The organism is Bacillus sp. DTU_2020_1000418_1_SI_GHA_SEK_038, from assembly GCF_032341175.1.
In the GTDB taxonomy this organism is placed as follows: domain Bacteria; phylum Bacillota; class Bacilli; order Bacillales; family Cytobacillaceae; genus Cytobacillus.
The window spans coordinates 4,115,093-4,138,702 of record NZ_CP135435.1 but is presented as its reverse complement, the minus strand read 5'-3'; the positions used below and the strand labels follow the sequence as shown (position 1 = coordinate 4,138,702).

Genomic DNA, 23,610 nt, shown 5'->3' with positions numbered 1-23,610 from the left:
GCAGAGATTACTCTGCCCAGTTAGGTAAGCACTAGCCATTGGAACAATCCATTACTAGTGTCCATCTATAAGACGTTTTGACTATCAAAAAGGTTTCATTCAATCCGAAGAATTTTGAAAATATTTTCTTCTTTATCATTTGACTGAGGTAAAACTTCACTTTCCTCACCTAATTCAGTGACTTCACTGTTAGACTCGGTTTCTGTCGTATTATGGGAATCCTCATTCATGACCGTCTCTTGAAACTTGCCTTGCTCACCAGCTGCTTTATTGTCCTCTTTAAACTCACTAAAAAGCATCGGCCAGATAATCAGGTTAATGATAATCAGGGTAAAAATAAATGTATTGATAAGAGCCTTTTTTGCCATTATGGGATCACGATCTCCTTTGTCTCCAGCACCTTATTGGATAGGCTATACCCTTTAATGGTCAACTTTTCACCTTTTTTAAGGTCTGGTTTGTAAAGGACAAATTGGTTATTACCCTTATACTCAAATTCATTACTGCCTGCCTTCACCTTTGCCACCTGGTCACTAACTTTAACGGAGATTTCAACAAAGTGTGAATGGCGTTTGGTCTGGGTACTCACCAACTTTGTATCTTTCTGGTTTGAATTTGGAGGGGTGCCAGGACTAGGGTCATCTTTACTAGTGTTTGTTGAAACTTGTCGATTGTCAGTTTTTGTCGGACTGCTAGTCACTTTATTGGTGCTCTCTTTTGTAACCAGCTTAAAAGGCAAAACCGTATGTTCATTCAAAAATGTACTCTTACCCGTTTTTACATTCCCTTTAATGTATAGATAATATTGAACGCCCTCTTTATAAGAAGTTTCAGGTGTAATCGTTACCTTAGTTCCATCATCAGAGAGACGCAGCTTTGTCTGCAGCTTCTTCTGGCTTTTATCTATAATATAGAAGTTTTGCTTCTTAACCGTTCCCTTGTTTACTGGTGCTGTAAAAGTAATGGACCAGCTTTTTAATGGATCCTTAATAGTCCGTTCATCTAAAACAACCTTTTCAAGCGACGCTTGTCCTGTCAAAATTCCAGGAAATACAGCAATAATGGCAACCATACTAATAAGAAGGAATGCTCTTCTCATTTACCTGTCCTCAACCTGAACTTTAATATCCTGCATTAAGCTTTCAGATAGAAGGGTGGTGAACAATTTATCATTGGACAGGAGTTCATATAAGGTGTAGCCCTTCCCAGCTGTTTGGTACTTAAAGGATTCCTTATAGGAGTTGATTATTTTGCCTTCTTCAGTAGCAAACTTAATTATTTTAGAGTCGATCGTTTTCTGATCTTTATTTTGAACGGTTACACGAACATCAAAGAAGTCAGGGACCTTTGAAAAACCGATATCGAACACCAATGTCCTTTGGGCTGCCCCTTTTGTTTTCGGAGGCACAATATCAGCAAATCCCTTTTGCAGGACTTTTCCATTCCTCATAATATCAACGTGTACCGTATCGACTTCATCACTCTTCGTTGTAATATCAATATTCGTGATACCGCTAAAGGAAGTTTGGTCATCCTTCATCGCTCCAGGCTTCTTATGTATAATATTAATTTCATTTATATATCTCTCTGGAGCGAAGGCTTTAATTTGTCTAGGAGCGTAGTCATCCAGTAAATTTGTCAATCTACTTTCGTTTACGACCATGAGTTCATAGAAATCAATGAAGTTCGTATGAAAGGAGTACGAAAGAGATTGATAATATGTCCCATTTTGCAGCTCTATCGCTGGTGCATTCATTTGAACGAGGTATTCTTTGTTGAAATCCATCATATTCTCAGGAACGATAATTAACGTTTGCCCATCTTTCCGCACATTTTTAATGGGGAAATCATAATAGGTGCTATTTGTTTTTTCGTATAATCTTATATATTGTGAGGATACATTTACGATGTTGCTATTAAACTCAATTTTAATGTCTGTATCGATCGGAACATTCTGATCCCCAGCTTCAGGAATTCTTTTTTCGATCTGGGGATAAGTAGTGGCCCTGGCATGGTTGTGAAACGCGGGTCCTATTATAGATAGAAGTAAAATGAGCATAACTCCCATCACTTTGGCTGTCTTCATTGTCATTAACCACCTTCATATGTAATGTTTCGTTAGTCTTACTATACAACGAAATTCGACATTTCTCTACCGAAAAAAAGGAAAAAGCCGCCATAATTGGCGGCTTTTCCTGAACGCTGAAGCGAAGGTTAGTACAAGCGTACTATACAAGTTAAAGAAAGCATCCATTTGGGAGAAAACCTTCTTACCCCTAGTGTACCAAATAATACGGAAAAATACATGAAAAATTTTCTAATTGAACCATTTTTTTATTTTATATGCAATTTTTTTTTATACTTGCATAGAATTAAAGGGTGTGCATTTAGGGAAAATAATATATTTACATTTTTCAAGTTCGAGAAATGTCTAGCTTCAGCGCCTACCCCCTCGAGGTCATAAGCCGATCCGCCAAGAAGGTTAAAGTACAACCTTCTCGTCGGCTCGTCTTATGCTTGTCGGGGGTGGGCAAGGCGCTTCCGCTTTTCTAATAAACAGTAAATATATTACAAAATTAATAAAAATATGATAAAAATTGTAGAAATTTAGCAAGCTTTATATTATCATAAGATATATAAACCAAAGTTGGAAAACCTATCTTTACTTGCCAAAAAAAATATACATTGGTAACTATTGCATAAAAGTTAATAGTTTGGTATACTTTTTTACTAGTTAGGTAAGCGGTGGATATAGAGGGAAATACAACCATTGGTTTATTCATTGCTAACAAAAAAATGCACTACATAGCATGAAGGGAGAATACAAGTTTATGAAAAAGAAAGCTATTAAACTAGCAACATCAACAGCTATCGCAGCTTCAGCATTCGTTGCTGCAGCACCAGCTAACCAAGCTGACGCGGCTGTGAACGTAGATCAATTAGTCCAAGATGCTCAAAATGCAGGTACAGTTCTTAAATGGGCTATTTCAGTTGAGGGTTCAGCTGATTATGTAACACGTCCTTATGCTGCGTACAACGCTGCTAAGAAAGCAATTGAAGGAGCTCAAAATGCACTTAAGGGTGCAAGTGCTTCTGATAAACTTAAATACGAAGCTAGATTAACTGATCCACAAATCCAAGTGAAACGCGCACAAGCTTACATTGATGCAATCACTTCAAGCGAAAAAATTAAAGGATTAACTGCTGATCTAGATGCTGCAGTTAAATCTGGAGATATTGAGAAAGTTGAAGCTGCTTACCATACAGCTACTGCTGAATACCGTAAGCAAGCTAAATTACTAGACCGTGTATATGGTCAATCTACTCGTGACGGTATTCGCAATGCAGTTAAACCTGCTATTGAGAAATTAGTTGCCGAATTGAAAAATGATGTAACAGTTAATATGCTTGCTAAAGGTGCAGCAGCTGATGTTAAAGCTGATAAATTAGAAGATGCTGCTAAAAAATTAACTGAAGCTCAAGCTATTCTTGATGCTAATGTTCTTAAGTGGGAAACATCTTTACAAAAATCAGTAGATGATGTAAACACTGCATTACCATTAAAAGCTCTATCTGTAACACGTACAGATAAAAATACTGTTGTAGTAAAATTCTCAAAACAAATTGACCCAATTTTACCAGCAAGTCAATTTGCATTTAATAATGGACTTTTAGTACACAGTGCTAAAGTAGCAGATGATAAAAAATCAGTTACTTTAACTACATCTGATCAAGCTGCAAGCAAAACTTATACATTATCATACCAAGGTGTAGATACTGGTCTTTCCTTTACTACTCCAGCTAATGCAGCTGATAGCAGCTTCTACATTGACCAAGCTGATAATGCTTACTTAGATCTTGGCCAAACAAGAACATATGTAGTAACTGTAAAACAAACTGATGGTCAACCATACAATGGTCCAGCAGTAATTGACTTAGAAAACATCGCAGGCGGAGCAGCTACATTAGCTGAAATTGCTACTGTTGATGGAAAAAATAACAATGGCGCTGCATGGGGTGCACAATGGACTGGTGACGTTAAAGACGGTAAAGTTACATTTGTTGTTAAATCTACAGATGCTAACTTAAATGCTGCAACACCACTATCTACTTACGCTAAACCAGTTGTAACTATTGATGCTAACGACAACCAAACTGCAGATGCTACTGAAAGATTTGTAGAAGGCGGAGCTTCATACTTATTTGCTGAGGCACCAAATGGTCAAATCGTTATTGATTTCAACGTAGATACATTGATCGCAGTTAAAGACAAAGACTATTTTGTAGCTTGGAATGGTACTAAAACAGAAGCTGGTATTAACACAGCTCTTAAATATAAGTACGATTCAAATGATATCTTTGGAAACGGAAGCTTTGATGCATTCGAAAATGCATTATCTGCTGGAGATATTGTAAACGTAAACTACAACCGTACTGTTGCAAACAGCTCTTCATTCACAATTACAAGTGACGTAACTGAAACTGCTGTTTCTATTACTAACCCTTCACGTGAAGTTTCTTATGAAGGTACTACTTTCCGCTTCGAAGGTAAAGGTACTGCAGGTTACAAACTTGGTTTATACCGTGATATCGACGGCAACGGTCTATTAGATGCAACAGAATTAGCTAGCCACCAAGTTGGTCAAACAGTTACTGTTACTTCAAATGGAACTTGGGTTGTTCAAGCTAATAACCTTGTAAACAATGCAGCTAACGACTATATTGCTATTCAGTTCCCTTCTAATTCTTCTGCAGTAGCAGCAACTACTAACGGAACATTAGCAAACACTGAAGCATTAAGTACAAATGTTTCTGCAACAGCAACTGGTAGCACACTGCAAACTGTTTATCGTCAAAGCTTTACTCCTGCTACAGTTACATTTAACGATGTAGACACTAGCGTTGGATTATCAAGTGGAGATACCTTAGTATTCACATTCGATAACACTGCTGGTTACACTCATGAATTTAAAGATTTTACATCTGGAACAATTACTTTAGAGCAAAACTTCAAATATGTAACATTAAATGTTGAAAGAGATGGCACTAACACATTAGTTATTAAGAACATCGTTGGATCTGTTCCAACTGGGTTTAGTACTGCATTAGCTGATATTAAAAATGCTGGAACTAAAATTTCTGCAACAACTGGTATTAAGAACCAAGATAAGTTAGATCTAAAAGTACACACTACTGCAGCTAATAACTTATTGAAATAATAGGGAAAGTGCCTGTCACTCCCCGAAATATGTCGAAAGACATTTAGAAAGGCTCTGTGGAGAGAAATCTCTGCGGGGCTTTTCTTTTATTAAATGAAATTTTTCCATTGAATTAAGGAATATTAATCATTGTGACAAAACAGTTAACGTTGAAAGCTCCTTTTTGACCAGTGGGCTCCTTTCTTTTTCCCTTTCATGTAAACCTCTTGTTTTTTGTCCGTATTTTAAAGTAGTTATCTAATTACATTCCAAAAGAAATTGCCTCTTTTTGCTCTCAGAAGAATAGAGATTATTTTTACTGCCCATTGGAAAGCTAATTTTCTATAGTGCATTTTCTTCCTTTGTTTTTAATATAGCATGGGGAAAAACCTATCTACCGTGGTAATATTTGCTATAATGTACAAGAAGGGAGAAGATTAGATGAGAAGAAAGTTTTTAACGCTCTTAGTGATACTGCCTCTATTCTTGTCATTTGGGCAAACGAAGGGATTTGCTGAGAACGAGGGCGACTACGAGAATGAATTTGAAAGCAAAGATGAAGAAATAACGGAGAATGAAAAGAGTAAAGCGACTTTACTTGGACCACAGGTGTTTCAGACTTCTGCTCTAACTTCGGCTGCGGGAACAAATGACCAAGGGATTCCTTATATGTATTTTGTTATGCACGGGACCCCTTCTGCTTTAGCAGTAGTGGACTTAAATAGTAATGAATTAGTGAATACATATACTTTGTCTAATTCTACCAGTGCCTGGGGATTAGATGTGGATGAGGATGGAACAGTTTGGGTCGGGGGAACGACAGACGGGAACGTATATAGCTACAATCCAAACACATGGGAGTTCCGTGACCACGGGAATAAACTCACATTGCCGAAGGATACTGCTATTCAAGATATAGATGCTGTGGATGGCGTTATTTTCGGTTCTACTGCTTATGGCGGTTCTCTATTTAAATATGATTCGCATATGGATGAGCTAGTGAATTTTGGTCAAGTTTTATATAGGAAGGAATTTGCTAAGTCGATTGCCTATGACCAAGAGAAAGATACTCTTTATATTGGTGTAGGTTCAAAAGCCGATTTAGTCAAATTTGATTTAAAAACAAAGAAGAAAACTGCATTTCTTCCAGAAGAGTACAAGGATGATAAATATGTCCGAGACATTCGCCTAATTGGAAACGAATTGTATGCTCGAATGGATCCTTCTAATAGATTGGTTGTTTTTGATAAGGAGACATTAGAAAAGGTTGATGAAATGGAACTGAATTCTAGAACCGTTTCATTAGTATCGCCAAACGAGGATGCCATTTATTATTCTAAGCATAATAGCCTATATAAGTATGATTTAATAAATAAAGAGCATATTGGTTTAGGCGTTCCTTTGTTGATGGGAACTGAGATGCTGACACTAGATTTTGTTGAACTGAATGATGAGAATTATCCGGGTTTTACCCTTGTTGGGTTAATTGATAATGCTGGAAATATACTTAAGTACAATTTAGAAACAGGATATTACGAGATTACTAAGCTTGAGTTACCCCCTCAGCCAGTAACGCTATACACAATGATTCATGATGAAAAAAGAGAGAATATTTTTATAAATGGCTACATGTCCGGTGGTTTAGCTATTTATAATACAAATACTAATCAATCCGTACTTCATCAGAATATTAGTCAAATTGAATCCATGACGATTATGGGGGATAAGCTTTATATTGGGGCGTATCCGAAATCCCGTGTACTAGAGCTTGATTTAACAAAGCCTTGGAGCGCTTTAAATCCAAGAGAGATTATGAGGCTAGGCGAGTATGGTCAAGAACGATCGACAGCAATAACAGCTCTTCCAAAACTAAATAAGGTGTTTGTTGGAACATATCCAGAAACAAGCTTAGGTGGTGGAGCACTAGCAGTATATGATTTGAAAGAAGATAAATATGAAGTTTATGAAAACTATATTTACAATCAAAGTCTAGTTTCCTTCCTGCATCATAAAGAATTTATTTACGGAGGTACTTCCATTCACGCAAACTACCAGGTGAATGAGCGTGGAGCAAGATTTTTCCGATTTAGACCTGACTTTCCTGAAGAAAAGGAATATATTCATTTGCCGCTGCATGCTAGTATGATTACAAGTTTAATAGCAGACAAAGAGGGTACAATCTGGGGAATGGCCGATGGAACATTAGTATCTTACAATCCTGATACTAAGGAAATAAGAACGAAGCAAATACTAGAGTTAATTTCAGGACGTTTCCGTAATGCGAAAATAATAGAAGGTATTGATGGGAATATCTATGGAACAGTAGAAGGAAAGCTTTTCAAGGCTGACCGGAAGACAATGGAAGTGGAAACACTCATGGAAGAAGGAGCTTATGAATTGGCTCAAGATTCAAAAGGAGATCTATACTTCCGCAATCAAGCAGATCTATGGAAATATGAAATAAATCAATAATACTATGAATCAACCTATTTTTGGTAGGTTGATTTTTTTATTACCAATATAATGAAAGAAATGCGATTTAAACTTGAAATATTATCCTCTATAACCAAATTAATAGTCTGTTGGTATATTTTTTGCATTTAACTAGCTGGAAAATTAATTTAAGATATTCCTTGTAAGGATAGTTTCACCAGCCTTACATAACGTTGGTATATTAATATAATAATATAACTATTAATTTAGGGGGACTTACTTTGAATAAGAAAAAAGCTATTAAAGTACTTAGTGCAACGGCAATCGCTGCATCTGCATTCGTAGCAACAGCTCCAGTTGGAACTGAAGCGGCAGCTAGCGATGTTCAAACTTTAGTAAAAAAAGCTAAAGACGCTGGCACAGTTTTAAAATGGGCAATCTCTACAGAAGGTTCTGCAGATGGAAAAACTCGTCCATATGCACAATACAATGCAGCAAAAGCAGCTCGTGATGCAGCAGTAGCAGCAATCAACAAATTACCTGCAGCTCAAAAAGCTGGATACCTTGCTGATATAGAGCAAAATGTAACTCTACATATTAACCGTACAATGGCTTACATCGATGCAATTACTGCTGGAGAAAAAATCTCTGCAAAGAAAGCAACGCTTGAAGCACAAATCGAGAAAAACCTTATCGATGACAACACAGAAGCTGCATACCATGCACTATCTTCTGAAATCCGTAAGCAAGCGATCCTTTTAGATCGAGTTTATGGACAATCTACACGTGATGAAATCCGTGCTCAATACAAAAAGTCTGCTGAAGCAGTACGTGACAGTGTAAAATTCGAAGTATCTGCGAAAATCGAATTAGACTTAGCTAAAAAAGCTCTTGATGCTAACAATGAAGAACAAGCTGAAAAGCATTTAGCAGAAGCTGCAAAACACCTAGCTGATGTTAAAAATGCAACTATGAAAACAGCTCTAGTAAAAACTTTAGATGAGTTAGAAGCAAAAGTAACTCCTAAGGTTAAATCTGTAAGTGCACTAAATGCTAAAGAGTTAGTTGTAACTTTTAATCAGGCTGTAGATGCAACGGATGCTGCATTAACTGGTAAATACAGTGTTGAAGGCGAAGTTATTTCTAAAGCAGAAGTTTCAAAAGATGGAAAGACTGTTACTCTAACAACTGCTGATGAGTTAAACGTAACAAGCGCAAAAGTAACTGTATCAGCTATCAAAACAAAAGATGATGCGAAAGTTCTTACAACAGCTTACAATACATTATTAACATTTGCTGATACAACTCCTGTTGCTGTGAAATCAGTTGAAGCTAAAGGAACAACAGCTGTAATCACTTTCGATGAGCCAGTTCAATCTGAAGGAACAGTTAGCTTAGATGGCGCTGAACTTGCAGCTGAAAGATTTAGCTTAAGCTTAGATGGCAAAACTTTAACAATCAACGGCTTAACAGCAGAAAAATCATACAAAGTAGATATTGTTGGTGCAACTGACTATGCTAACAATATTGCAAACCCAATTGCAGTTAACTTCACTGTTGCAAAACCTGTAGTTGATAACTCAAAACCTACTGTATCTACTACAGTAAATGGAACTGAAATTACTTTCAACTTCTCTGAAGAACTAAGCTTACAAAACTTAGATGCAACAGCTGGTGATGATGAGTTTGCAAAAGTAACTGTAGGAAGCGATACTTTCTATCTAAAAGCTGCTCAACAAGATCAAGAAGATAATACAAAATTTGTTTTAGATGCTTCTTCTGCTTTAGGGTCTAGCAAATTTATTAACACAAAAGTAAAAGTTGAAGGTCACAAAGACCAAGCTGGCAACGCTGGTGAAGCATTTGAATTCAATGCAACTTTAGTAACAGATACAACTGCTCCTAAGTTTGTTTCTGCTTCTACTAAAATGGTTGTAGCAGATGACACTGCAAAAACAGATGATGTGGATGCTTTATATCTTACTTTCGATGAACCAGTAAATGTTAAAGGTAATCTTACATTAAAATCAAAAAATGGCATTGTATACACTAATGCTACTCCTGTAAGTGTTGATGCAGCTGCTGGTTTTGATGTTGATGGAAATGGAAAAGTTGAAGGTTCTGAGAAAAACACTGTTAAAATTGATGTTGACTTAGATAGCAATTCATCATATACATTTGAACTTGCTGGTGGATCTGTAAAGGATTTAGCTACAAATCCAATTGCTGATACTCTAACAATTAATGTAACAACAGGAACATTCCAAGCAGAAGCTGGAAAAGTTGAGGCATCATTAGCATTTGCTGCAACTCCAGTTGTAGTATCTGCTGAAAACAACAATGTGTTCACTGTTGAATATGCTGCAGACGTTACAGCTTCTGCAACTTCAGCTAGCAACTATACTCTTGGCGGCAAAGCATTACCTGCTGGAACTCAACTTCAATTTGTAGATGGAACTAAAAAGGTTAGAGTTACATTACCAGCTGGTTCGATTACTGCAAATGGAAAATATGTATTAGAAGTTAAAAACGTTGTAGATACAAAAGGAAATACTTTAGTAGATGGAAAACTTTCAACTCAAGTTGAATTGAAAGAAAGTGTTGTTCCAACAGCAACAAAAGTTACTGTTCTTAACAGCAAGTCATTTACTGTAGATTTCTCTGAAACTATTGCAAACCAAGCATCTGCTACTGGTCTAACTGTTAAAATTGCTGGTACAACAGTAGAAGCTTCTGCTGCTGCAGCTAACGGTAAATTAACTGTAACAACTGAAAAAGACTTCTCTTTAACTGATAGCATTTCTGTTGAATTTAAGTCAACTAACCTAGTTGATGCTAATGGCAACAAAGTTCAAGACGGAGTTATTACAAAGTAATTTTAGTAAGTTATTTTACTATACTAATTTAATTGGGAGAGTTACTGCTTAGATAGCAGTAGCTCTCTTTTTGTTTTTAGATTTAATGTAAAACTATATTTACTGAAAAATAAGTTATTTCCAATTACTTGGTACCATTTACTTACTTGAAGTAGTATAATGGTCTTATAAAATAGTATATTTGGAGGTAAAAATGGGTAAAAAATACAGTAAGACAAAACTTTTACTATCTACTACTTTAGTAACAAGTGCTTTCGTTTCAACTATTAATGTGGATGCTGCCCAAAATACATCTGCAGAAAAATGGGTAAAGGAAGCAGAAAATTTAGCAGGAGCATTAAAATGGGCTATATCTATAGAAGGAAAGGAAAGCATACCAGAAATTCCTTGGGCATTATATAATCAAACGAAACAGGCAAAGACCATGGCCTTGGAAGCCATCAAAACTTTGCCTAAAAAAGAAAGAACAATCTTGGAAGCAAGATTACAAGAAAATGTAGATTTGTATATTAGTACAACGCCTGGGAAAGTTGGTAGAGTTGTTGCTTACATCGATGCCATTACAGCAGGGAAGAAGATTGAAGAGAAGAAGGCTGCATTGGAGCAAAAGCTCAATAATAACGAAATTGACGATGCAACAGAAAAGGCATACCATAACCTCTCTTGGGAACTTAAAAAACAATCTATTTTACTAGATCGTGTATACGGCCAAAGTACAAGAAATATGATTAGAGATCACTATAAAAAATCCGCGGAAAGTGTTAAAGAGGCTGCACTTTACCCAGTTACTATTAAAATTGAGCTTGATCGAGCAAATGCAGCATTAGCAAATGGTAATTTAGTAGAAGCGAATAAAAGAATAAAGGCAGCAGATGAATTTTTAAAGGTTGCACTTGAGAAAGGGTATGTTAATAAAGGGAGTGCCTTGTTAAATCAATTAACAAGTAAGATTACCCTCTCAGAACAAAAATATAATACTGAAGTGGCAAAGGCAAACCAAAGTACTTCTTCTAGTGAACCGAGCTATTCTGGCGGAGGGAGCTATGTGCCTCCTACCATACCAAGTGCTACATATGATACACCTGGTATACACGGACCAAATTCTGGTGTTCAAGTAATAAATGGCGATGTGACCATTTCAAGCAGTGATGTGACTCTACAAAACGTGGTGATTAAAGGGAACTTACTAATCTCAGAGGCTGTAGCAGAAGGGGACGTAAGACTTAAGAATGTTAAAGTTGAGGGTCAAACACTTGTTAAAGGTGGTGGAGAAAACAGTATTTATTTTGAGGATAGTGTACTTGCAACAGTTATTGTTAATAAGAATAACGGGGCTATCCGTATTGTAGCAACTGGAAACACCCATGTTGTTGAAGTTCAATTGGAGTCCTATGTAAGAATTGAAGAAAGAAATTTAAGTATTGGCGCGGATGGCTTTACTAGCGTAACTGTATCCGAAACTGTACAATCAATAAATGAAGATCTTTCTGTGGAATTAATAGGTTCATTTGAAACAATTAACTCTCGGGCTACTCAGGTTCGAATCAATTTGGCGGAAAGTACTGATATTCGGACATTGATTTTAAATGCAGCAGCAACTGTTCTTGGTTCAGGAAGAATTACAACCGCAGAAGTAAATGCAAATGGTTCAACGATTTCTTCTGTGCCACAAAATATTGTCTTAGATAATGGTGCAGCAGTAGTGGTAGATGGGGAAAGAATTACCGAGAGTAGTTCTAATATTCAACTTACGACTTTAACATCTGCTAGTGCAACGCCTTCAAGTGTTAGTCTTGGATTCCGAGATTTTGTTTCAGGAATTACATTAAACGATTTACGGGTTACTGCAAAGATTGATGGGCAAGATGTAACCCTAGATCACTTAGAATATAACAGCAATCATAAAAGATTAACTTATACAATCCCTAACTTTGCCGAAAACATTGGGAAAACTCTTACTGTTACGGTTGCACCTGCAAATGAAAGTACAAAATTATCAGGAAACGCTGTTACAGCAAGTACTCAGATAAAACATGGATTTGCAGGGCGTATTACTGATGTTTCTTATGTTGGTGTAGCCGATGCGGTTATTAAATTTAGAAATGGATTTGATAATAGAGAGGGCACAATCGTAGCAGAAGCGGTTACAGATCAATATGGATATTACCAAGTATATGTTGAACCAGGTCAATATACAGGTGAAATTTCTGGAAATCATTTAGTTACATCCTATATTATCGGTTCTTCTCTTACAGATCGCTTTAGAGATAATTATAATGAAACAGCTATCCGCGCTGCTGCATCAAGTGAAGTCAAAATAATGCTAACGTGGGATGAGCATCCTTGGGATTTAGATTCTCATCTAGTAGGCCCTGGTGGCAGTGAAGATAGTTTCCATACGTTCTTCGGAGATAAAATCTATAACTTTGATGGAATTAACTTTGTTGATTTAGACTGGGATGATACAGAATCATATGGACCAGAAACCACATCCCTTCGTAAGTTGACAGACGGCAGATATATTTTCTATGTCCATGACTGGACAAATGACAGAACAAGCGGATCCGGTACAGATACTCTTAAAACATCAAATGCTATGGTACAAGTTTTCAAAGGAAATCAACAAGCGGCTAGTCATACATTTACTGTCCCAACTGGTCAAGGATCAGAGGTATATTGGGTAGTGTTCGCTATGGATATTAGTAATAATGGACAAGACATTAATGTGTTACCTATTAACCTAATGGAAGAAGCGAATATTTTCTATTTAAATCAAACTGAGCAATATCAATGGTATCTTCAACCACAACAATCTCTTGAGGCTATGGTTACTATTTCGGACCAGCTGGTAGATGAAGCTGTGGAAGGTACGCAACCAGGTGAATATCAAGAAGGAGCAATAGCGGCATTCAAAGGTGTGATTGATGAAGTAAAATTAGTTACATCGACTGAGCTACCAGAATTAGTTAAGGCTATTAAGAAGTTAGCACTAGCAAAAAACACTTTTGAAAGTTTAAGAATCCAGCAGACTGTAGTGGATACAACACCACCAGTAATCGCTGATGTTGTAGGTGGAGATGTAGCTATATCAGATGTAGCAACTTGGATAGCACCATCGACAACAGCATCTGATAATGTAGATGGAGATATTAGTGGCAAGATTGTTGTAACGTACTCCAGTGAAGATGAAGGAAGCAACGTCACAGACTTAGAATCAGCTCGAACTCACCTTGGTAATGTAGGAAACACTGTAAAAGTGACATATTCAGTAACAGATGAAGCAGGAAACGAAGCAGAAGAAGTATCCGCAACTTTTACATCGGTATCTGAAATTGATACAACACCACCAGTAATTGCTGATGTTATTGGTGGAGATGTAGCCATATCAGATGTAGCAACTTGGGTAGCGCCACAAACAACAGCAACTGATAATGTAGATGGAGATATAAATGATAAAATTGTTGTAACGTACTCAAGTGACGATGAAGGAAGCGACGTAACCGACTTAGAATCGGCTCGAACTCATCTTGAAACAGAAGGAAACACAGTAAAAGTAACATACTCAGTGACAGATGAAGCAGGAAACGAAGCAGAAGAAGTATCCGCAACTTTTACATCAGTAGCTGATACAGACACAACTCCAGATACAGTGCTAGACGGGCTAGGTGGGGAAATAGCTGTTATAGAAGGTAAGATATCAACTAGCTTTACATGGAAATCTTTAAACGGAATTGGTACTGCAGGTGCCAGACAAAGCGGGAATTATAACTATTACGATGATGGATCTTATTTAAGATTTCAAGTTAAAAATGCAAATAATGAAGTAGTTAAGTTTGCTGACATATTCGAAACAGTTGCTGATGGTAATAATACCATTGGTGGTATGACTCTTCAAACAAATGTAGGAGATATTGTTGGTGGAATTAACGATATGGATGGATCCAATCGTGAAAAAGCTGACTGGGGAGTTGAAGGATTTAATTCATATAAGACAAACTTACCAAACGATGGTAACTATGTTTTTTATGGTCTGATTCAGCATGCTGATTATGGAACTAAAACAGTAGGATTTTCGGCTGGAGACAGCAGAACAATTAATATGACATTAACTCCTAAAACTGGCTTAACACCTGGAGTCTACACTGTAACTGTTGAAGCATTACAACAAGGAAGCAACGATGTAAAATCTACAATTACTTATACATTTATCATTGAAGCAGATACAGAAAACAGCGAATCGGTAGATTTAGGTGCACACTTTATTCTAGAGAATGGCACTGTTAAATTTGTTTAATTAACTTTTTATTTTTAAATCCAGAGATTATCGGCTATTTATTATGAAATAAGAGAATTCCTTGGCGTCAAATCGTAAAATATTTGTAGACAGGGGGCAGTCCAAAGAGTTAGGAGAAAACTGACTTTCTGGTGCCCCTTTTTTGTTCGAATTTTGCCAACTATACTAAGAAAAAAAGAAGTGGAGAAAAATTGAATGATTTTCCTTCACTTTTTTTTATTTTACGTTTACCAGAGTGCAGCAAAATATCAATCGTTTTATATATCTTTTATGTGAAAATCAGGAGTGAAACTCCGGGTGTTGCCACTAGGTTATTCATCATTAATAGAGAGAAAAAGAGGAGTAGTTGAGATGTTGGTTTGTGCAGCACCTCCCGACAGGAATTGGCTGTCAAACATGCGTATTGGCTGACAACGCTTCACCTTCTTAGATTAAGGTACATTTTTATATCATAATAAAGCGGTTTGAATGCCTAAGACACGATATGACAATGAGGCGGCAAGGAAAGCTCACCAAGTATGTAAAACGGTTCGATGCTAGTTTTTCGCAAAAAAAGAAGCACCCCAAAGTGCTTCCCACTACTTACTAACCAAGAACTTCTCCAAATACTCTGCCCAAGCCTCATGCCCCTTCTCACTCGGCCCGCTGCTATCCTCCAATAAATAATCCTTTATTTCTTCAGTATGCCAATCCGGCCACGCTGTCCAATGATCAAGATAGGTGATACCACGCTTCTCGCTATATTCCTTCAATTCCTCTACCTGTATTGGGTAATATCTTGCATTAAATAGGGGATGTGGAGGTTGAATAACAAATTCAACATTCTGATTTTCATTTTTTACATCATTTCTGATCCTTGTCAGGTTGGCTAGTGAATCCTCGATACGAACTTTTCCATTATCTTTATAAGTAAAAGGTTCAATAATGATCATATCAGCCTTTTGTTCAATAAGGTCCTTCTGTTTATTCTCTTGCACAAATTGATGTGAGTTCATTTCGTATTCAAGTGTCTCTATAGTAACTGTTTCTCCGTATGTCTCTTTAACAGCAGCACGAACCAAGTTATGCCAACCATTTTTTTCAACGCCCATGGATTCAGATCCAACTATTAGAATATGAAAAGGTCTCTCTTCTTCTAATGCCTTACGAAATTGCTCTTTGCTCTTTTCTGGCCAGTTATTTGCAAATACTAACAGTTCCTTTGGATTGATGCTTGCAGCAGCACTTTCAACTTCCTCATACTCTTTATTATCAATTTTAATAGCCTCTGTTTGTCCAGCTACCGTTGTTTTCTTATCCCAATGTATATTACCTATTACTAATAAAGTGGCACAGCAAATGGCTAATAGAGCTACAAAGAATGCTTTCATTTTTCTAAAAACCCCCAGAGAATTTCAATTTTATCCAGTTATCGACAATTGCTGGGAAACAGCAAATGGTACTATTAAAAAGAGAGAAAATGATGTTTAATTATATGTAGAAGAAATGACAAGAAATGATAAATTCACTGCAATTATGACAACAAAAACAAATTCTGGCAATACATATATGGTATAATACTACCGAGTTTTAATAAAGGGTTTCTAGGAGGAAATGATGGAAGAGACTATAAGTTTAAGAGAATTATTTCTGACATTAAAAAAGAGATTGAGTTTAATATTAATCATTACCATCATAGCCGTTATGGCAAGCGGCATTATTAGTTATTTCATCTTAACGCCAATCTATCAATCATCGACACAGCTGCTAGTGAATCAATCAAAGAATGAGCAGGCTATGTATAACTATAGTGAGGTTCAGACGAATCTCCAGTTGATCAATACATATAATGTCATCATCAAAAGCCCGGCAATTCTAGACCTAGTAGTGAAGGATCTGGACTTGGATATGACGGGGGTGCAATTGAGTGAAAAGATCACTGTTCAGAGCGCGCAGAATTCACAGGTTGTTAACGTATCTGTTCAGGATCCTAGTCCTGGAATCGCAGCTGATATTGCGAATAAAACGGCAGAAATTTTTCAAAATGAGATTGTAAAAATTATGAATGTTGATAATGTGAGTATCTTAGCGAAAGCGACTGTTTCAGAGAGTCAATCACCTATTAAGCCGCAGCCATTATTAAACATTGCTATTGCGTTAGTGGTTGGGTTAATGGCGGGTGTCGGTTTGGCGTTCCTGTTAGAATATTTGGATAACACGATTAAAACAGAAAACGATATTGAGAAGGTTCTTGGGCTTCCCGTACTAGGTGTGATTACCGTCATCGAGGAACAGGGTGATCAAAGTGCGAGAGCGGATAGAAAGAGCAGATTGCGAGGGGAAACAGTTGGGTCTTAGAAATAAGAAGAAATCATTTGAACATAAACGAAAGCTTATTGCAAAATTAAATCCTAAATCTCCAATCGCGGAGCAGTACCGGACAATTAGAACGAATATTCAATTCTCAACAGTGGATGAGGAATTTCAATCGTTATTAGTGACATCAGCTGGCCCGAGTGAAGGAAAGTCCACTACAATAGCCAACTTGGCGGTTGTCTTTGGACAACAGGGAAAAAAGGTCCTACTCGTTGATGCAGATCTGAGAAAACCAACTGTTCATCATACCTTTAACATTACGAACACATTTGGGCTGACGAATGTGATAACGAAGCAAATGGATCTAGCGGAAGCGGCTAAATTAGTTGATGATAATCTCTACATCTTGCCAAGCGGGCCCATTCCTCCGAATCCGGCAGAATTGTTAGGATCCAGGGCAATGGATGATTTATTGAAAAAGGCGAAGGAAGAATTCGATATCATTTTATTTGATACTCCCCCGGTTTTAGCCGTGACAGATGCCCAAATCTTAGCTAATAAATGCGATGGAACTATTCTCGTCGTTTCCAGTGGAAAAACGGGGATGGAAGAGGCAAGTAAGGCGAAGGAAATGCTGCTAGCTGCAAAAGCAAAGCTGATGGGTGCTGTGCTAAATAATAGAAAAGTAAAGGACTCCCAATACTACTATTATTATAGTGCGAAATAACCCCCATTCGACAGCAATCGACCTTTCTCGCTATATATAAAAAGCGAAAATTATGATACTATGTATAAAGTCACAGAAAATTAGTAGATATTAGGAGGTTGCTGTGTTGATTGATATACATTGTCATATTTTGCCGAGTATGGATGATGGAGCTGTTAATCTAGAAGAAAGCATTGCGATGGCAAAGCTCGCTTTGAATGAAGGCATCAGAACAATCATCGCAACCCCACATCATAAAAACGGAGTCTATGAAAATACGAAACAAACTATTATTGATAAAGTAGAAGAACTTAATGAAATCTTGAAACAAGAAGCCATACCTGTAGAGATTCTGCCAGGTCAAGAGACAAGAATATATGGAGATCTACTAGAGGACTTTGAAAAAGATGAAATAATGACCCTTAATGGAAGCCAATATTTATTTGTGGAGCTTCCTTCTAGTCATGTTCCTCGGTATACAGAACAGCTCCTATTTGATATTCAAATGAAGGGGATATCTCCTATTATTGTTCATCCTGAACGGAACCAGGAATTTGTGGAACGTCCAGAGAAGCTTTACCAGCTTGTGAAAAAAGGCGCACTTACGCAGGTGACAGCATCCAGTATAGCTGGGTACTTTGGGAAAAATATTAAAAAGTTTTCTCTTCAATTAATAGACGCAAACTTAACCCATTTTGTTTCATCAGATGCTCATAACTTATCAAGACGGTCATTTAAGATGAAAGAGGCATTTGATGTCATTGAAAAGAGATATGGGGTTGATATGGCCTATCAATTAATTGAGAATTCAGAGTTATTGGTCAAAGGGCTGTCAGTCTATACGGATTTACCTGAAAGAGTTAAGAAGAGAAAGTTTTTAGGGGTTTTTTAGTTCTCTTTTTTTATAAGCAGAAGTTTTTTTAAAATAATATTTTCAGGCAATGTCTCCTTGCCGGTATCGATGGGGGCACTCGGCTATGCTGTGGGTAGAGCAGAGTCTTTGCCTTAGACGCGAATGTTGTCAATGGTGTGGCGTGAGGGTGGGTTGGATGCCCGAAAAATTAATTATCTGAGCGAGAAATCTAATTTTATAAATATTTAAGGATAGAACATGGTTTCTGTGTTTTATCTTTAGGTATTTATTTTTTTATTCTGATTAGTCCTAAACGGAAGGAGTAAGAGAGTTGAAAAAGGTTCGTAAAGCGATCATCCCAGCTGCTGGATTGGGAACGAGATTCTTACCGGCTACGAAGGAGATGCCAAAAGAAGTGCTGCCAATTGTGGATAAGCCGACTATTCAATACATAGTAGAAGAAGCGATTGCTTCTGGGATCGAGGATATTATTATTGTTACCGGTAAGGGAAAGCGTGCAATTGAGGATCATTTTGATAATGCACTTGAATTAGAGCAGAATTTATTAGAAAAGGAAAAGTTTGATTTACTAGACAAGGTTCGATACTCTACGAATCTGGCGGATATTCATTATATTAGGCAGAAGGAACCAAAAGGACTTGGACATGCTGTTTGGTGTGCAAGGAACTTTATTGGGAATGAGCCATTTGCAGTGTTATTGGGAGATGACATTGTTCAGAGTGACACTCCTTGTCTGAGACAGTTGATTAATCAGTACGAAGAAACTCATTCTTCTGTTATAGGGGTTCAACAAGTTCCTGAAGAAGAAACACATCGTTATGGAATTATTGATCCGGAAAGTCAGAACGGAAGAAGATATCAGGTAAGTAATTTTGTAGAGAAACCAAAGGCAGGCATGGCACCTTCTAATTTGGCCATTATGGGGAGATACATACTTACACCGGAGATATTTATGTTTTTGGATAAACAGGAGACTGGAGCTGGTGGGGAAATTCAGCTAACGGATGCGATACAGAAGTTGAATGAGATTCAACGGGTGTTTGCTTATGATTTTGAGGGGCAGAGGTATGATGTGGGGGAAAAACTAGGATTTATTCAAACTACTATTGAATTTGCACTTAAATACCCAGATATAAGAGAAGGTGTTATTGAATTTATGAAACATAAAATAGAAAAAAATGAATCGAAAATAGAGGTGCGATAAGTGGGCAAGGCTCAGTATGAAGCGGATTTGTATTTAAAAGAGAGATCGGAAGTAAAACAATTAAGCTTTATAAGTAAAGTAGCCAAGAGGTCCATCGATATACTTGGGGCACTAATCGGACTTTGTATATTAATACCAACCTCACTTATTTTCTTATTCATTTATTCAATAGGGCAAAATAAAGGTCCGATGTTTTTTAAACAAATAAGATTGGGTCAAGATGGGAAAGAGTTTTATATTTATAAATTTAGATCAATGGTTGTAAATGCAGAGGAAAAGCTAAAGCGAGATAAGGTATTATATCATAAATATCTTAAAAATAATTATAAGCTAGAGCAGCATGAAGACCCAAGAATTACGAAATTTGGCCAATTTATAAGAAAAACAAGCTTAGATGAATTACCGCAATTTGTCAATATTCTAAAAGGTGAAATGAGCTTAGTAGGGCCAAGGCCGATTGTTAAAGAAGAATTGAAAGAATATGGTTTCAGGAAGCGTGATTTTTTAGCAGTAAAGCCAGGATTGACTGGATACTGGCAAGTGTGTGGAAGAAGTGATATAGGATACCCTGAGAGAGTCGACATTGAGTTGTTCTATGTATATAAACAATCATTACTATTAGATATAACAATCTTGTTCAAAACAATTATTCACGTATTATTAAGAAGAGGGGCATATTAGTTTAATATTTTGTTATTGGGAATAAAATCGAATGTTAAACTAAAAAGTTTTTTGAAATTAAATTTTCATATGTACACATTTTAAAACCTACAAAAGAAAGAGGAACATATAATGTTTAATTTAAATGGTAAAACTATTCTAGTAACTGGGGGAACTGGTTCTTTCGGTAAGAAGTTTATAAAGAGAGTATTAAAGCAAGATATTAAAAAAGTTATAGTGTTTAGCCGAGATGAATTAAAACAATATGAAATGGCACAAGAGTTTACAGATCCTCGTATTCGATTCTTCATCGGTGATGTTCGTGATAAGGATCGCTTATACCGCGCGTTTGACGGGGTAGATGTTGTAATCCATGCAGCAGCATTAAAGCATGTTGGTGCTTGTGAATACAATCCGTTTGAAGCTGTAAAAACAAATATTCATGGTGCACAAAACATAATAGAAGCTGCAATTGATCGTGGGGTAGAAAAAGTCATTGCTTTAAGTACTGACAAAGCAGCAAGTCCAGTTAATCTATATGGAGCAACAAAACTAGCTTCTGATAAATTATTCGTAGCAGCAAACTCTTATGTCGGTGAAAAGAAAACTAGATTTGCAGTAGTTCGTTACGGAAATGTAGTCGGCAGCCGTGGAAGTGTTGTTCCCTTCTTTAAAAAGATTAAAGAAACGGGTAAATTACCAATTACTGATGAGCGTATGACACGGTTCTGGATTACATTAGATCAAGGAGTTCAATTTGTTTTGGATAACCTCCAACGCATGCATGGCGGAGAAATTTTTGTGCCTAAAATTCCAAGTATGACAGTAACAGATTTAGCTCAAGCGATAGCACCAGAATGTGAGATTGAAATTGTAGGGATTCGACCTGGTGAGAAACTTCATGAAGCAATGATTACTGAAGATGATGCACGCCGGACGGTGGAATATGATACCTATTATGTTATTCAGCCAGAATTCCCGTGGTGGTCAACAAATGGTGGGAAACCATTATCAGACGGATTTAAATATACAAGCGATTCAAATAGTGAATGGTTGACAGTTGAAGAATTGAAGGCGCTAGTGGAGGGGATGTAGCTACAAGCTGCATTTCTTTCAATTGGAGGAGAAAATGAAGAATAGTATATTTGAACCTATTAGGGATAGGTACTTACCTTATGGAAAACAGTGGATTGATGAAAAGGATATTGAAGCAGTAGTCAATGTGTTAAGGGGAGAGTACTTAACAACCGGGCCAGCTATTTCAGCATTTGAACAAAGAATTGCTCAATTTGTTGGAGCAGAATATGCAGTGGCATTCTCGAATGGTACTGCAGCTCTTCACGGTGCTTGTTACGCAGCGGGCATCAGTGAAGGGGATGAAGTGATTACTACACCAATGACTTTTGCTGCGAGTGCTAACTGTGTACTTTATCAAGGTGGTACAGTTGTATTCGCTGATATTGATGAAAAAACCTATAATATTGATGTAAAAGAAATTGAAAAGAAAATTACTCCTAAGACCAAAGCGATTATTCCAGTGGATTTTACAGGTCAGCCTGTTGATTTAGATCGAATATATGAACTAGCTAAAAAGTACAACTTAATCGTTATTGAAGATGCCGCTCATGCGATTGGTGCTAAATATAAGGGTAAAAAAGTCGGTTCATTGAGCGATATGACAATGCTTAGTTTTCATCCAGTTAAACATATAACGTCCGGTGAAGGTGGAATGATCGTAACAAATAGTAAGGAGTATTATGAAAAGCTTCTTCAATTCCGTTCTCATGGAATTACGCGAGATGCTGATAAGCTACTTGAAAATCATGGTCCTTGGTATTATGAAATGCAGTTTCTCGGCTATAACTATCGGATGACGGATATTCAGGCAGTGCTTGGTTCAAGCCAATTGGACAAGCTTGATATGTTTATTGAAAAACGAAAAGAGATTGTAGCTAAATACAATGAAGCATTTCAAAATATATACCAAATTACTTCACCTTTTCAAAATCCAGAGGTAGATTCAAGTTGGCACTTATACATTATCCGCCTGCATCTTGATAAATTAACCGTAGGTAGAAAAGAGGTTTTTGAAGCACTACAGAAACAAAACATCGGCGTAAACGTCCATTACATTCCAGTCCACTTGCTTCCGTACTATCATGAACTGGGTTACGAAAAAGGAACACTGCCAAACGCGGAAAAGCTCTATGAAGAAATTATATCACTGCCACTATTTCCAGCCATGACTGAACAGGATATATCAGATGTCATCACTGCTGTTCAGCGTACTATTGAGACCTATGCAAAATAAAACAAAAGAAGGTGAGTCATTGAAAGTAGCAGCTATTATACAGGCCCGTATGGGATCGACACGACTCCCAGGAAAAATATTAAAAACCGTAAAAGGAAAACCCTTGCTTAAATATCAAATTGAACGAGTAAAACAAGCAAAAGCAATTGACCAAATTATCATTGCAACGACGACAAAGGAAAGTGAACAACCGATTGTGGATTTGTGTGAAAAAATGGGCATCAATTATTATAGAGGTTCGGAGGAAGATGTGCTATCACGCTATTATGAAGCTGCTCAAAAATTTGATGTTGATGTTATCGTACGGCTAACATCCGATTGTCCAATTATTGATCCTAAGGTGATTGATAAGGTAGTAAACAAATACGTGAATAACCAATCATCGTTCGACTATGTATCAAACACACTAGAAAGAACGTATCCTCGTGGTCTTGATACAGAAGTATTCTCATTTGAAGCATTAAACAAAGCTTATCACGAAGCTGTTCTAACAAGGGACAAGGAACATGTAACAGCATATTTCTATACCAATCCCCATCTTTTTAAACTCCAAGGTTTAAAAAATGAGAAAGACTATGGAAACTATCGATGGACAGTTGATACGGAGGAAGATTTTGAATTGATCAGGCTAATTCTAGGTGAACTATATAATCCTAATAAGACGTTTCATTTAGAGGATGTAATTAAACTATTAAATGATTATCCAGAGTGGAATGAGATTAATGCCCATATCGAACAAAAGAAGCTGTTGGTGTGAAT

At 36.9% G+C, this 23,610-nt stretch carries 16 protein-coding genes; 12 read left to right on the top strand and 4 right to left on the bottom strand.

What is annotated here, in order from left to right; translation table 11 throughout:
• Positions 1-95: 95 nt before the first annotated feature.
• The 3 genes from RRV45_RS20495 to RRV45_RS20485 are packed head-to-tail and all read right to left on the bottom strand — an operon-like array spanning position 96 to position 2,086.
• Positions 96-368, bottom strand: a complete 273-nt coding sequence (locus tag RRV45_RS20495) for a hypothetical protein (RefSeq protein WP_315666499.1) — start codon at positions 366-368, stop codon at positions 96-98.
• Positions 368-1,099 carry an Ig-like domain-containing domain gene (locus RRV45_RS20490; RefSeq protein WP_315666498.1) on the bottom strand — a complete coding sequence of 244 codons (732 nt, stop codon included), beginning with the start codon at positions 1,097-1,099 and terminating at the stop codon, positions 368-370. The genes RRV45_RS20495 and RRV45_RS20490 overlap by 1 nt, the downstream gene beginning before the upstream one ends.
• A complete protein-coding gene (locus RRV45_RS20485) occupies positions 1,100-2,086 on the bottom strand; it encodes an Ig-like domain-containing domain (RefSeq protein WP_315666497.1) in 987 nt (328 codons plus the stop codon).
• Positions 2,087-2,831: 745 nt separating this feature from the next.
• On the opposite strand from RRV45_RS20485, the gene RRV45_RS20480 reads away from it, so the two are divergent.
• The 4 genes from RRV45_RS20480 to RRV45_RS20465 all read left to right on the top strand — a co-directional run bounded on the left by RRV45_RS20480 (position 2,832) and on the right by RRV45_RS20465 (position 14,801).
• Complete coding sequence (locus RRV45_RS20480; protein ID WP_315666496.1) at positions 2,832-5,219, top strand: hypothetical protein; 2,388 nt, start codon at positions 2,832-2,834, stop codon at positions 5,217-5,219.
• A gap of 420 nt (positions 5,220-5,639) precedes the next feature.
• Positions 5,640-7,670, top strand: a complete 2,031-nt coding sequence (locus RRV45_RS20475) for a WD40 repeat domain-containing protein (RefSeq protein WP_315666495.1) — start codon at positions 5,640-5,642, stop codon at positions 7,668-7,670.
• Between the two features lie 242 nt (positions 7,671-7,912).
• Positions 7,913-10,507, top strand: coding sequence for an S-layer homology domain-containing protein (locus tag RRV45_RS20470; protein ID WP_315666494.1), 2,595 nt, complete (start codon positions 7,913-7,915; stop codon positions 10,505-10,507).
• A gap of 193 nt (positions 10,508-10,700) precedes the next feature.
• On the top strand, positions 10,701-14,801 hold the full coding sequence (locus tag RRV45_RS20465) for a hypothetical protein (protein WP_315666493.1): 4,101 nt from the start codon (positions 10,701-10,703) through the stop codon (positions 14,799-14,801).
• Between the two features lie 578 nt (positions 14,802-15,379).
• Here the strand turns inward: RRV45_RS20465 and RRV45_RS20460 are convergent.
• A complete protein-coding gene (locus RRV45_RS20460; protein ID WP_315666492.1) occupies positions 15,380-16,171 on the bottom strand; it encodes an SGNH/GDSL hydrolase family protein in 792 nt (263 codons plus the stop codon).
• 226 nt (positions 16,172-16,397) lie between these two features.
• Between RRV45_RS20460 and RRV45_RS20455 the strand changes: the two genes are divergently transcribed.
• The 8 genes from RRV45_RS20455 (at position 16,398) to RRV45_RS20420 (ending at position 23,608) form a co-directional block, all read left to right on the top strand.
• A complete protein-coding gene (locus RRV45_RS20455) occupies positions 16,398-17,138 on the top strand; it encodes a YveK family protein (protein WP_315669106.1) in 741 nt (246 codons plus the stop codon).
• Positions 17,128-17,823, top strand: coding sequence for a CpsD/CapB family tyrosine-protein kinase (locus RRV45_RS20450; RefSeq protein ID WP_315666491.1), 696 nt, complete (start codon positions 17,128-17,130; stop codon positions 17,821-17,823). Before RRV45_RS20455 ends, RRV45_RS20450 begins: the two co-directional genes overlap by 11 nt.
• 106 nt (positions 17,824-17,929) lie before the next feature.
• Positions 17,930-18,694, top strand: coding sequence for a tyrosine-protein phosphatase (locus tag RRV45_RS20445; protein WP_315666490.1), 765 nt, complete (start codon positions 17,930-17,932; stop codon positions 18,692-18,694).
• Between the two features lie 292 nt (positions 18,695-18,986).
• The gene (gene galU / locus RRV45_RS20440; protein ID WP_315666489.1) at positions 18,987-19,880 is read left to right on the top strand and encodes a UTP--glucose-1-phosphate uridylyltransferase GalU; all 894 of its coding nucleotides are present in this window, start codon (positions 18,987-18,989) and stop codon (positions 19,878-19,880) included.
• Between the two features lie 27 nt (positions 19,881-19,907).
• Positions 19,908-20,561 carry a sugar transferase gene (locus RRV45_RS20435; protein ID WP_315669105.1) on the top strand — a complete coding sequence of 218 codons (654 nt, stop codon included), beginning with the start codon at positions 19,908-19,910 and terminating at the stop codon, positions 20,559-20,561.
• 111 nt (positions 20,562-20,672) lie between these two features.
• Positions 20,673-21,635 carry a UDP-N-acetylglucosamine 4,6-dehydratase (inverting) gene (gene pseB / locus RRV45_RS20430; protein WP_315666488.1) on the top strand — a complete coding sequence of 321 codons (963 nt, stop codon included), beginning with the start codon at positions 20,673-20,675 and terminating at the stop codon, positions 21,633-21,635.
• Between the two features lie 34 nt (positions 21,636-21,669).
• Positions 21,670-22,851: a UDP-4-amino-4,6-dideoxy-N-acetyl-beta-L-altrosamine transaminase gene (gene pseC / locus RRV45_RS20425; protein WP_315666487.1), complete on the top strand. Its 1,182-nt coding sequence runs from the start codon at positions 21,670-21,672 to the stop codon at positions 22,849-22,851.
• A 19-nt stretch (positions 22,852-22,870) separates the two neighbouring features.
• Positions 22,871-23,608, top strand: coding sequence for a glycosyltransferase family protein (locus tag RRV45_RS20420; RefSeq protein ID WP_315666486.1), 738 nt, complete (start codon positions 22,871-22,873; stop codon positions 23,606-23,608).
• Positions 23,609-23,610 lie beyond the last annotated feature (2 nt).